Below are 12,075 nucleotides of genomic sequence, written 5' to 3'. Positions count from 1 at the left end.
AGGCGGCCGAGAACGGGAGGCGCGGTGCCGGTCGGCACCGCGCCTCCCGTCGTCCGTCGGCCGGGCCGTCGGCCCGTCGGCCCGTCGGTGTCGAGTGGTCCCGAATCGTCCTCGCGGGGCGCGGGAAGGACGATTCGGGACCACTCGACCAGCCGGAACGGGCGTCAGGGGTGCAGGGCGTGGCGGGCGGTGGCGCGGACGGCGTCGGTGACGGCGTCGAGCAGGGGGGAGGCCAGCGTCCAGCGTTGCCAGAAGAGCGGCACGTCGACGGGGTCGGCGGGGGCCAGCTCGACGAGGCGCCCGGCGTCGAGTTCAGGGTGCGCCTGTGCCTCGGGCAGCATGCCCCAGCCGAGGCCGAGCACGATGGCCCGGGCGAAGTCGGCCGACGCGGGCACGTGGTGCCGGGGCGAGAGCGGCTCGTGGCCGGTGAGGCGACGCGCGAAGTCGTGCTGCAGGTCGTCGGCGCGGTCGAAGACCACCATCGGAGCCCGGCCGAGCCGCGCGAGGTCGGGGCCGTTGGACGGACGAGCCCTCGTCGCTCCTGCCCCGTCGCCGCGGCCGGCGGGGTCGCTGCTCAGCCACCGCTCCACGAACCCCGGGCTGGCGACGGCGCGGTACCGCATGACGCCGAGCGGCTCCGAGCTGCACCCCTGGACGGGCTCACGGGTGGCGGTGACGGCGGCGAGTACGTCGCCCGACCGCAGCAGTTCGGCCGTGTGCTGCTGGTCGGCCCGGCGCAGGTCGAAGACGACGGGCGCGGTGGGCGGCACGGCGGCCAGCGCGTCGAGGAACCAGGTCGCCGTCGAGTCGGCATTGACCGCGATCGGCAGCGTCGTCGGCACGTGTTCGTCCGAGCCGGCCTCGGCACGGTGCGCGGGGTCGCCGCCCAGCCGGGCGAGAACGTCCGAGGCGAGCAGGTCGACCTGCCGCGCGTGACGCAGCAGCACGTCGCCGGCCTCGGTCGTGGTGACGGGTGTCGTCCGGCGCAGCAGCACCCGCCCCGCCGAGCGTTCGAGCTGCTTGACGCGTTGCGACACCGCCGACTGCGTCACGTGCAGGCGTCGCGCGGCCGCCTCGAAGGTGCCTTCGTCGACGATCGTCCGGAGCGTGTCGAGCTGGTCGAGGGGGAACCGAGTCATGAGCAGAGCTTATGCAGCATCGCGAACATGAGTTGGACCGATGCATCGCCATCGCCCTAGCGTGACCTCATGACCTTCGCGACCGTGCTGCCCGCCGTCCTGTTCGGCTTCGGCACGAGCCTGGCCCTGATCGTCGCGATCGGTGCCCAGAACGCCTACGTGCTGCGCATCGGACTGCGGGCGGTCACCCGTGTCGTCGCGCCGGTCGTCGTGGTCTGCGCCGTGAGCGACGCGGTGCTGATCAGCGCGGGGGTGGCCGGCGTCGGGGCCCTCGTCGAGGCGGCGCCCCAGGCGGTCGTCGTCGTGCAGCTCGTCGGCGCAGGGTTCTTGATCGTCTACGGCGCGTTCGCCGCGAAGCGCGCGATCCGACCGGTGGGGGCCCTGACCGTCGACGTCACGCCGGCGCCCGCCGTCGTCGACGCGAGCGAAGGAGGCGCGGTGTCGGCGGGCGGCGACACGTCCGCCCTGCAGATGCCCGGCTCCCCGGCACCGGCCGCTGCCGCAGCGAGCACAGCCGCGCCGGCTGCCGCCGCACCCGTCGCCCCGACCCGGGTCGTGCCCGCCGTCCTCGCGGCCCTGGCCTTCACCTGGCTCAACCCGCACACGTACCTCGACACGATCGTCTTCCTCGGGTCGGTCGCGAACCACCAGCCGCCCGAGCTGCGCTGGTGGTTCGCGGGCGGCGCGATCGCGGGCAGCCTCGTGTGGTTCTCGGCGCTGGGGTTCGGAGCGCGCCTCCTGCGTCCTCTGTTCGCGAAGCCCGCCGCCTGGCGGGTGCTCGACGCCGTCATCGCGGTGGTCATGGTCGCCCTGGGGCTGAGGTTGCTGTTCGGCCTGTGACCGGGCCCGCGGGCCGCCCTCAGGCCGGGCGCTCGGCGATCGCGCGCTGCCAGCGGACGAGCATCACCCGTGCGTAGTGCACGGCCGTCACGTAGTGGAAGACGAGCCCGGCCAGGAACACCAGGTAGCCGACCCCGATCACGCTCGTCCACTCGGGGCCGTCGAGGGCGACGCCGAGCAGCAGCACGGCGAGCCCGACGAAGCAGAGCCCGGTCCGCAGTCGGCCCGCCCACCACACCGGCACGGCCGGGTCGCCCCGGAACGCCAGCACGGCGCCGACGGCGAGCAGCACGTCGGGCACCATCAGCAGCACGGCCTCCTGCCACCCGAAGACGTCCGCCGCCGCGAAGGCCACGGCCACGACGACGACGGTCAGCCGGTCGGCCACCGGGTCGAGCCACGACCCGAGCACCGAGACCGAGTCGGTCCGTCGCGCGACGAAGCCGTCGAGCCAGTCCGTCACGAACACGACCGCGACGACGGCGAGGGCCGCCCACCACAGCTCGGCGACCAGCAGGCCGGCGAACACCGGCAACAGCAGGAGGCGCGCGGCCGTGATCGCGTTGGGCACGGTCCGCCACTCGTCCACCTCGAAGAGGCGGTGCCTCAGGGCCGCGAGCCGACGGGAGGAGAGGTGCTCCGCCACGAACTCGCCCGAGGCGGTCGCGCCCGCGACCACGGGATCGGCCACGGCGTGCCCGGCCGCGTGGACGACCGACGAGACGGGCCCCCGGTCGTCGGCCCGCGCCTCCTCGTCCGCGTCGTCGGCCGCGACGGTCTCGTCGACGGTGCCGGTCGAGGCACCCGGCGACGCGGCGGCCTCGGCGGCGGCGGCCCGGCGTCGGCGCACGAGCCGCACGACGAACACGATCGCCACGACGACGGCCGCCCCGACCAGCGCCCAGGACGAGAACTGCCCGAGGTACCGCTGCGCCGCCTCGAGCGACGAGCGCAGCAGGAACCCGATGCCGACGTAGACCGCGGCCCAGGTCAGCGCCCCGCCGAACGACGCGGGCAGGAACGACCGGTAGGGCACCTTCGCGACCCCGGCCGCCGCGGGGGTGAGGGTGCGCACGACGGGGACGAGGCGGGTGAGGAACACCGCGGCGGCTCCGCGGCGCTCGAGCACGGCGACGGCGCGGTCCCAACTGTCGACGCCGATCTTGCGGATGATGCGGGTGTCGCGGAACCCGGTGCCGAACCGGCGGCCGAGCAGGTAGCCGACGTGGTCTCCGAGCGAGCCGCCCACCGCCACGGCGACGAAGAAGGCGACCGCGGGCCAGGGGCTGTCGAAGGTCGCCGCGAGCAGCAGCACGATCGTCTCGCCCGGCACGAAGACACCGAGGCCGAGGCCGGACTCGGTGAACGAGAACAGGGCACCCAGCGCCCAGACGAGCGGGTTCGGCAGCGACGATCCGATGTCGGTGATCCAGCCGATGAGGTCCATCCCGCCAGGCTAGGGGAGGCGTGCTGAGGGGGGCGTCGTCCGGGGGACGGGGGCGGGTCGGTCGCGGCTAGGTAGGTTGGCGGCATGGTCAGCTTCGCCGACAAACCCGTGCTCGACGTGACGGTCGAGCAGTGGCAGGAGTACCTCGAGGGCGACCCCGACGTGCGCGGGGTGCGGCTGACGCTGCGCAAGGTGCGGTCGACGGCGACGGGCATGACCTGGTCCGAAGCGCTCGACGTGGCCCTCTGCCACGGCTGGATCGACGGGCAGACGAGCCGCCTCGACGACGACTTCACCCTCACCGCGTTCCAGCCCCGCCGCCGGGACAGCCCGTGGTCGCAGGTGAACCGTGAGCACGTCGCCCGCCTGACCGCCGAGGGGCGCATGACGCCGGCGGGGCAGGCCGAGGTCGACCGGGCGAAGGCCGACGGTCGCTGGGACGCCGCCTACCGGCAGAAGGACGCCGTGCCTGCCGACGACCTCCAGGCCGCGCTCGACGCCGACCCGGCCGCGGCCGCGCACTTCGCGTCGCTCACGAAGACCGAGCGCTTCCGCGTGTACTTCCGGCTGGCCGCGCTCAAACGTCCCGAGACCCGGGCGGCGCGCATCCGCGACGTGGTGGCCGCGGCGGCCCGGGGCGAGCAGCACTACCGCTGAGCCGCCCCGGGCTGCGCGCTGTCAGGCCGCGCTGCCGGGCCATCCGCCGTGGGGCTCGACGCCGCCACGAAGTGGACACCGCGCCACCTTTTTGCGTGGCGTCGTGTCCACTTCGTGGCGGGTTGGCGGGTGGCGGGGTCGGGGCCCGGGGGCCGGCGACGCGCGTCGAGCGCAGGAGGCGCGGGTCGCGTCAGCGGCGCGTGCGCTGCTTCCAGAAGCGGCCGGCCAGGCGCGCGAGGCCCACCAGGGCGACGGAGAGCACGGCGAGCGCGACGAGCAGCACCACCATGTAGACGGCCACGGGGCCGTAGCCGCCCAGCGCCTCCGGGTCGTAGAAGGGGTACGGGTAGAACGACGTGATCGCGCCGCGCACCAGGGAGTAGACGCTGTACAGCACGGGCACCACGAGCCCGATCGCCGCGGCCGCCCAGGGCAGGCGGCGGCCGGCGGGCAGCACGAGCCAGTCGACCAGCACGGCCAGCGGCATCACGACGTGCACGATGACGTTCACCCAGGGCAGCACGCCGCCGCTCACCTCGGTCAACAGCACGTTGAAGACCAGGCCGACGAACACCATGTTCACGACCGAGATCAGCCGCACGACGTCCCAGGCGCGACTGCCGGGGCGACGGCGCAGGGTCCGGACGCCCCCGACGACGAACACGACGACGGCGAACAGGTTGCTGAGGTTCGTGAAGTACGAGAAGAAGTTCGCGACGCTGAAGTGGTTCTCGAGGTGCACGGCGAACTGCCCGCCGACGGCGACCAGGGAGGCCGCCGCGAAGACGAACCGGTACGGGACCATCAGCTGAGCACGCGTCATGTCCTCACCCTAGTGAGGCACGGCGGCCGGGTCGCCGCGTGCGATGCGGGCGTGTTCGTGCATGACGGGCGCCGACGGACGCCCGTCACGCACGAACACGCCCGCGGGCTGCGGTGGTGCGTCCGGTCAGGCCTGTTCGATCTTCTCGATCAGGGCGGCCTTGGTGTACCGCGACACGTTCGTGACGCCCTTGGTGCGGGCCAGGGCACGCAGGGCGACGAGGGTCTGGGCGTGGAGGTCGACGTGGGCGTCGTGCCCGTCGGCCGTCTGCACGGTGGTCTCGTCGACCTCGGGCAGCGGCGGGGTGTAGATCGAGCGCTGCTCGGCCGGGGTGGCGGAGGAGGTCGACGACGAGTCGCCCGCGGAGGCCGAGTCGTTCGCGGAGGCCGACGAGCCCTTTCCCGACGTCGACGGCGCCTCGGACGCCTGCTTCGCCTTCTTGAGCTCCTTCTTCGCGCCCCCGAGCCCGGCGGCCGCGGTGTCGAGCGCGTCCTCGAGCGGCGAGACCTTCGGGCGGGACTTCTTCGTCAGCTCCTTCGCGCGGCGTCGGGCCTCGTCGACCGCCTTGCGGGCGTCGGCGACGGCGTCCTCGGCCTTGTCGTAGGCCTTGAGGGCCTTCTTCTTGAGCTTCTTCTGGTCGGCCATGGTCGGCGGTCCCCTCCGGTCGGGCGTGTCGGGCGTGTCATGCGTGTGCCTCCACGCTGGCACGGTGCCCTGGGACCGCGTCCAGGGGCATGCGACGACCGAGCCCCCGGGCACCGGCCGCTAGCGTGTCCGCATGACGCCCTCGACCCCGGACCACGCCCCCGTCGTCGCCCTGCTGCGCGACCTCGTCGCGATCGACTCGACGAGCGGCACGCCCGGTGAGGCCGCCGTCCTGCGCCGCGTCGCCCGCGAGTTCGAGGCCGTCGGGGAGGCGCGGGTCACCTTCGCCCGCGGGGCCGACGGCGAGCCCACGGCGCTCCTCGTCTCACCGGCGACCGTCGCCGTCGACGAGCCGCTGCTCGTCTTCGCGTCGCATGCCGACGTCGTGCCCGTGACCGACGCCTCGGCCTGGAGCCACGACCCGTTCGGCCCGGTCGTCGTGGGCGACCGGCTCCACGGGCGGGGGTCGTCCGACATGAAGTCCGGCCTGGCGGCGTCGGTGGTCGCCGTGCGTGACCTCCTGACGCGGGGCGCACCCGTGGCGCTCGCCGTCTCGACCGGCGAGGAGGTCGGGTGCCTCGGTGCCCCGGCCGTGGTCGACCTGCTCTCGGGCCACCGGGTCGGGGCCGTCGTCATCCCCGAGTCCACCGACGGGCAGGTCGTCCTCGGTCACCGCGGCGCCCTCTGGCTGACGGTGCGCACCTCGGGTCTCGCCGCCCACGGCAGCACGCCCGAGCGGGGCCACAACGCGATCCTCGACCTGGTGGCCGTGCTGGGGCGCCTGGGCGACCTCCCGCTCTCGGACCACGCCGACCTCGGCCGCGAGACCGTCAACGTGGGCGTCGTATCGGGCGGCAGCGTGCCCAACATCGTGCCCGACGCCTGTGAGGCGCGCGTCGACCTGCGGGTGGTCCGGGACGACGTCGACGAGCTCGTGGCCTGGTGGCGCGCCCAGCCCGAGGTGACCGAGGTCCGCGTCGACCTCGACCTGTCCGCCGTGTGGACCCCGCGCGACCACCCGTGGCTCGGCGGGCTCGGCGCCCCGGTCTCGGCGTCGCCCGCGTCGTACTTCACGGACGCCTCGGTGCTCGTCCGCTCGCTCGACGCCGAGGTGCCCGTCGTCGTCTGGGGCCCGGGCGACCCGACCGTCGTGCACACGGTGGACGAGTCGGTGTCGGTCGCCGCGGTCGTCCGGGCGGTCGATCAGTTCCGCCGTGCCGGAGACCGCTGGGCCGCCGACCGCAGGGCGGCCGACCGCCGGGCCGGCGACCGCTGACGGCCACGCCGGCCGGGCGCGTGCTCAGCGCGTGCTCTGCCGCCGGACCAGCCTCGGGGCGAACGAGATGCGGGCTCCGCCACCCGCGCCTCCCGGGGTGCCGCGCAGCGACAACAACCGCAGGGCCTCGTCGGCCATGCGGTCGGTCGGTTGCGCCAGGGTCGTCAGCGCCGGGGTCACGTACGAGGCGAACACGATGTCGTCGAAGCCCGTGACCTGCAGCTCGTCGGGCACCCGGACGCCGAGTTCGCGGGCGGCGCGCAGCACGCCCATGGCGATGAGGTCGTCGGCGCAGACGATGGCGTCGGGTCGGTCGTCCGAGGCGAGCAGCCTCCGGGCGGCCGCGTCGCCGCTGTCGACCGTGTAGTCGCCGAGGACGACGCCGTCGCGGACCTCGCGGATGCCGAGCTCGGCCGACCAGTGCCGGAATCCCCGGAGGCGCAGGGTCGTCGACGAGTTCGTCAGCTCGGACGTGACGAACGCCGCCGACCGGGCGCCGGTGTCGGCCAGGTGCGTCAACACGAGCTTCATGGCCTCGGCGTCGTCGAGTCCGATCCAGTCGGTGTCGGGCACGTCGACCCGGCGGTCGAGCTGGACCAGCGGCACGGCACGGGCCGACGCGGCGACGGCGGCGGCGCTCTCGGTGTCGTGCACCGGGCTGACCACGATGCCGTCGACGTGACGCTCGATGAGGGAGCGCAGGTGGTCGGCCTCGACGGCGGGGTCCTGTCGCGAGTCGCAGAGGAACAGCTGCTTGCCCTCGCCGTGCAACGCGCTCTCGAGGCTGTCGACCAGCGTCGTGAAGAACGGGTTGAGGATGCTCGGCACCACCATGCCGACCGTGTCGGTGCGGCGGGTGCGCAGGGCGCGGGCGATGCCGTTGCCCGAGTAGCCGAGCTCGTCGGCCGCGAGCCGGACCCGCGCCTCGACCTCGGGCCCGACGGGACGCGAGGCGGACATCACGCGCGAGACCGTCGCCGGCGAGACGCCCGCGCGACGCGCGACGTCCGAGATGGTGACGGCGTTCATGGGCTCCTCGGGGGCTGCGGTCACGGGGACGACGGGGGAGGACACCATCGTAGCGGGTGCCCGAGGGAAACCGATTGCCGACCGCCGATCTCTTTTACACGTCGGAAACACAAAGGTGTTGACACTCGAAACACGGAGGCGTCACTCTTGACGCAGTTCCAGTGGGCAATCGATTGCCCACCGTTCTCGCCCCGACGAGACCGCCCCCGTCAGTCCCCGCATGCTCCACCTCGTCCTCCCCAGGAAGGCCCCTCATGCCCTCGACCCGCACCGTCCTCACCGCCCTCGCCGTGGGCGCCCTCGCGGTCGGCACCCTCGCCGGCTGCGACTCCACCGCGAGCACCACCTCCGGCGCCTCGCCCGGGGCCACCACCGCGACGCGCCCCGCACCGACCGGCGTCCCGCAGGCCTGTGCGCCCGACGGCGGCGGGACGCTGCAGCTCGGCATGGTGGACATCAACGAGCAGACCGCCTTCTTCACCCAGATGAACGAGGGCGTGCAGGACGTCGCCGACGAGGCCGGCGCCGACCTGCAGATCGTCAGCGGCGACAACGACAGCGCCACGCAGGTCTCGGGCGTCGAGAACCTCGTGGCGTCCGGCGTCGACGCGCTCATCGTCGACCCGGTCGACGCGACCGCGTTGATCCCCGCCCTCACGGCGGCGAAGGCGGCCGGCATCCCCGTCGTCGCGGCCGACGGCTCGGTCGAGGACGCCTCGGCCATCGACTCGTACGTCGGCACGGCGAACGAGGACGGCGGTGCCCAGCTCGGCGAGGCCTTCCTCGAGCTGACCGGTGGCGAAGGCGAGGTCGGCGTGGTCGGCGCGCTGAACAGCGCGATCCAGATCCAGCGCCAGAACGGCTTCACCGACGCGGTCGAGGCCGGCGGCATGACCATCGGCACGATCGTGGACGGCCAGAACGTCAACGAGGACGCCCAGGCGGCGGCCGAGAACCTGCTCACGGGCAACCCCGACCTCGAGTACATCTACGCCACGGGCGAGCCCGCCCTGAACGGCGCCATCGCCGCCGTCAAGAGCCAGGGCGCCCAGGACCGGGTCAGCATCGTCGGCTGGGACCTCTCGGCCTCGGCCGTCGAGGGGCTGCAGGACGGCTACGTCAAGGCGGTCATCCAGCAGGACACCTTCGGGTTCGGCTACGAGGCCGCGAAGGCCGCCATCAACCTGGCCTGCGGCACCGGCGACGTGCCGGCGACCGTCGACGTGCCGATCACGATCGTCACCCCCGACAACCTGGCCGACTTCTCGTACTACCTGGAGGGCTGATGACCGACGTCACGACGGACGACCTGCTCGTCGAGCTCGAGGGCATCCGCAAGTCGTACGGCGCCGTCGACGTCCTGCGCGGCGTCGACCTGCGTCTCGCCCGGGGCGAGGTGCTCGGCCTCGTCGGCGACAACGGTGCCGGCAAGTCCACCCTGATGAAGGTGCTCGCCGGGTCGGTCCAGCACGACGGCGGACGGATCAGCATCAAGGGCAAGGAGGTGCGGTTCCAGTCCCCGAGCGACGCCCAGGCCGAGGACATCGGCATCGTCTACCAGGACCTCGCCCTGTGCGACAGCCTGAACGTCGCCGCGAACCTCTTCCTCGGCCGCGAGCCGCGGATCGGGCCGTTCCTCAAGGTCGGCGAGATGCACGCCGAGGCCACGGCCGTGCTGAAGGAGTTCGGCGTCCGGGTCACCTCGACCCACCAGCTCATCTCGCAGCTCTCGGGCGGGCAGCGCCAGTCGGTCGCCATCGCCCGCGCCGCCTCGGTCGACCCCGACGTGCTGATCCTCGACGAACCGACCGCGGCGCTCGCGGTCACCGAGGTCGAGTCGGTCCTCCGCCTGATCAAGGAGGTCGCGGCCCGCGGGGTCGGCGTCATCCTGATCACCCACCGGCTGCAGGACCTCTTCCGGGTCTGCGACCGCATCACCGTCATGTACGAGGGCCGCAGCGTCGACGACGCGCGCATCGACGACCTGACCATCGAGTCGCTCGTCGACATGATCACCCGAGAAGGGAGCGCCGCCGCATGACCGCGACGACCTCTGACCCCACCCGCACCGACGGCCCCGAGCCGGGCCGGGGCCACGGCCACGGCGCCGCCGCGGCCCGCGAGCGACGCTGGGAGGCCCTGCAACGCGTCAACAAGTCGACGCTGCTCATGCTCGTCGTGACGCTCGTCGTCATCGTCGTCTTCTCGGTGGCGACCCCGACCTTCCTCACCGGGACGAACCTGCGCAACGTCGCCGTGCAGGTCGCCCCGGCCGCCATCGTGGCCGTGGCGATGACCTTCGTCATCACGGCGGGCATGATCGACCTCTCGGTCGGGTCGACGCTCGCCCTCGTCTCGGTGATCGGCGCGGTGCTGCTGAGGGCCGGGCTCGAGTCGGTGCTCGTCATGGTGATCTGCCTCGCCGTCGGCGCCCTCTGCGGGCTGGTCAACGGCTGGTTCTCGAGCTACCAGGGCATCCCGTCGTTCATCGTCACGCTGGCCACCATGTCGATCGTGCGGGGCGTCGCGCTGCTGATCACGAAGGGCTACTCGATCGCGATCGGGTCGGGCCTGATCTTCGCGCAGGTCGGCCAGGGGCGCCTGTTCGGCCTCGGCTACCCCGCCTGGCTCGCCCTGATCATCGTCGGCGTCGGCATCGTCGGCCTGCAGCGCATGCGGTTCGGTCAGTACATCACCGGCATCGGCTCGAACGAGGAGTCGGTCCGTCGCGCCGGCGTCGACACCCGCTTCGTCAAGATGACGGCCCTCGTGCTGAGCGGCACGGCGGCCGGTGCCGCGGGCATCATCACGGCGGCCCGCCTCGGGTCGGGTGACGCGAACTCGGGCGTCGACTTCGCCATGACGGTCATCACGGCCGTCGTGATCGGCGGCACGAACCTGCTCGGCGGCAAGGGCAGCGTCATCGGCACCGCGATCGGCGCCATCTTGACCGGTGTCATCACGAACGGCCTCACGCTGCTCGGCCTCAGCCCCTACATCGTGCCGATCGTCACCGGCAGCCTGTTGATCGTCGTCATCTGGATCAACCTGCGCGGCGGCTCGTTCACCGACCTCGTGCGCAAGGTGGTGACCCGATGAGCCGCGTCGGGGGGTTCGGCGTCGAGACGACCGCCGTCGTCGACGTGCAGACGGTGACCGGCCCGGTGCCGAGCGACCGCCTCGGCTACACGCTGCCGCACGAGCACCTGATCAACAGCATCGAGGAGGGCGGCCTCGAACCCGACCCCGAGTTCCCCGAGCTGTTCGACGCCCCGGTCACCCCCGACATCGCCTGGCTGCTGCGCGACCGGCCGCTCGCCTGCCGCGACAACTGCGTGCTCGACGGCGACGACGACGCGGTCGACGAACTCGTGGCGTTCCGCGACCTCGGGGGCAGCACGGTGATCGAGCTGACCTCGGACGGCCAGGGTCGCGACCCCCGCCGGCTCGCCGAGATCTCGCGTCGCAGCGGGGTGAACGTCGTCACCGGCGGCGGCTGGTACCTCGAACGGTTCCACCCCGAGGCCACGGGTCGTGACGCCGTCGACGACCTGGCCGCCCGCCTGGTCGCGCAGTACCGGGCCGACCCGGCCGAGACCGGCCTGCCCCGCTCGGGCGTGATCGGCGAGATCGGCGTCTCGCCCGGCTTCACCGAACGCGAGGAGCGCTCGCTGCGGGCGGCCTGCCGCCTGCAGCGCGAGACCGGCCTGCCGATGTTCGTGCACCTGCCCGGCTTCGTCCGTCACGGCGGTCGCGTGCTCGACGTCGTGCTGCGCGACGAGGGCGTCGACCCGACCGCGGTCGTCCTCTGCCACATGGACCCCTCGGGCTCCGACCCCGACTACCAGCGCAGTCTCGCCGAGCGCGGCGTCTGGCTCGAGTTCGACATGATCGGCATGCCCTACCGCTTCTCGCTGCCGGGTGAGGGCCAGTCGCCGTCGCCCGTCGAGACGGCCGCGGCGATCGCCCGCCTCGTGTCCGCCGGGTTCGGTCGTCGCCTGCTCTTCAGCCACGACCTGTTCCTCAAGAGCATGCTGCGTCGGCACGGCGGCAACGGCCTCTCGTACATCCCCGCGGTGTTCCTCGACCGCCTCGTCGACCTCGGCGTCGACGCCGGCGTCGTGCACGGCGTCGGCACCCGCAACGTCCGCGACCTCTTCGAGGGCGCGGCCCTGACCCGCTGAGGGGCGACCGTGCGGCACCGAGCCGCGCGCGCCTC

Annotated in this window: 12 protein-coding genes; 7 read left to right on the top strand and 5 right to left on the bottom strand. The window is 73.2% G+C overall.

All coding sequences use genetic code 11. From position 1 onward, the window contains the following. Positions 1–164: 164 nt before the first annotated feature. Positions 165–1,139, bottom strand: a complete 975-nt coding sequence (locus ABID81_RS05260) for a LysR family transcriptional regulator ArgP (protein ID WP_354593750.1) — start codon at positions 1,137–1,139, stop codon at positions 165–167. A 69-nt stretch (positions 1,140–1,208) separates the two neighbouring features. Between ABID81_RS05260 and ABID81_RS05255 the strand changes: the two genes are divergently transcribed. Then, positions 1,209–1,979 (top strand): LysE/ArgO family amino acid transporter, encoded by a 771-nt coding sequence (locus ABID81_RS05255; RefSeq protein ID WP_354593749.1) that lies wholly within the window; start codon positions 1,209–1,211, stop codon positions 1,977–1,979. 19 nt (positions 1,980–1,998) lie between these two features. Here the strand turns inward: ABID81_RS05255 and ABID81_RS05250 are convergent, their stop codons facing one another. After that, the gene (locus ABID81_RS05250; protein ID WP_354593748.1) at positions 1,999–3,426 is read right to left on the bottom strand and encodes a CDP-alcohol phosphatidyltransferase family protein; all 1,428 of its coding nucleotides are present in this window, start codon (positions 3,424–3,426) and stop codon (positions 1,999–2,001) included. Between the two features lie 84 nt (positions 3,427–3,510). On the opposite strand from ABID81_RS05250, the gene ABID81_RS05245 reads away from it, so the two are divergent. Further along, complete coding sequence (locus ABID81_RS05245) at positions 3,511–4,083, top strand: YdeI/OmpD-associated family protein (protein WP_354593747.1); 573 nt, start codon at positions 3,511–3,513, stop codon at positions 4,081–4,083. Between the two features lie 190 nt (positions 4,084–4,273). Here ABID81_RS05245 and ABID81_RS05240 read toward each other — a convergent pair whose 3' ends face one another. Further along, entirely contained in the window at positions 4,274–4,906 is a 633-nt protein-coding gene (locus ABID81_RS05240; protein ID WP_354593746.1) for a Pr6Pr family membrane protein, read from the bottom strand. A 126-nt stretch (positions 4,907–5,032) separates the two neighbouring features. Further along, positions 5,033–5,551, bottom strand: a complete 519-nt coding sequence (locus ABID81_RS05235) for a Rho termination factor N-terminal domain-containing protein (protein WP_354593745.1) — start codon at positions 5,549–5,551, stop codon at positions 5,033–5,035. A gap of 133 nt (positions 5,552–5,684) precedes the next feature. On the opposite strand from ABID81_RS05235, the gene ABID81_RS05230 reads away from it, so the two are divergent. Beyond that, on the top strand, positions 5,685–6,827 hold the full coding sequence (locus ABID81_RS05230; RefSeq protein WP_354593744.1) for a M20 family metallopeptidase: 1,143 nt from the start codon (positions 5,685–5,687) through the stop codon (positions 6,825–6,827). Between the two features lie 24 nt (positions 6,828–6,851). Here the strand turns inward: ABID81_RS05230 and ABID81_RS05225 are convergent, their stop codons facing one another. Next, positions 6,852–7,856: a LacI family DNA-binding transcriptional regulator gene (locus ABID81_RS05225; protein ID WP_354593743.1), complete on the bottom strand. Its 1,005-nt coding sequence runs from the start codon at positions 7,854–7,856 to the stop codon at positions 6,852–6,854. A gap of 254 nt (positions 7,857–8,110) precedes the next feature. Between ABID81_RS05225 and ABID81_RS05220 the strand changes: the two genes are divergently transcribed. From ABID81_RS05220 to ABID81_RS05205, 4 genes are read left to right on the top strand one after another with little or no spacing between them, the layout of a single operon-like run. Beyond that, positions 8,111–9,142, top strand: coding sequence for a substrate-binding domain-containing protein (locus tag ABID81_RS05220; RefSeq protein WP_354593742.1), 1,032 nt, complete (start codon positions 8,111–8,113; stop codon positions 9,140–9,142). After that, entirely contained in the window at positions 9,142–9,897 is a 756-nt protein-coding gene (locus tag ABID81_RS05215; protein WP_056259309.1) for an ATP-binding cassette domain-containing protein, read from the top strand. The genes ABID81_RS05220 and ABID81_RS05215 overlap by 1 nt, the downstream gene beginning before the upstream one ends. Next, the gene (locus tag ABID81_RS05210; protein WP_354593741.1) at positions 9,894–10,955 is read left to right on the top strand and encodes an ABC transporter permease; all 1,062 of its coding nucleotides are present in this window, start codon (positions 9,894–9,896) and stop codon (positions 10,953–10,955) included. The genes ABID81_RS05215 and ABID81_RS05210 overlap by 4 nt, the downstream gene beginning before the upstream one ends. Further along, positions 10,952–12,040: a phosphotriesterase family protein gene (locus ABID81_RS05205; protein ID WP_354593740.1), complete on the top strand. Its 1,089-nt coding sequence runs from the start codon at positions 10,952–10,954 to the stop codon at positions 12,038–12,040. The genes ABID81_RS05210 and ABID81_RS05205 overlap by 4 nt, the downstream gene beginning before the upstream one ends. Positions 12,041–12,075: the final 35 nt, after the last annotated feature.

It is taken from the genome of Frigoribacterium sp. PvP054, from assembly GCF_040547465.1.
GTDB lineage: Bacteria > Actinomycetota > Actinomycetes > Actinomycetales > Microbacteriaceae > Frigoribacterium.
The sequence above is the reverse complement of the archived record's forward strand: the minus strand, read 5'-3'. Positions and strand labels throughout refer to the sequence as shown.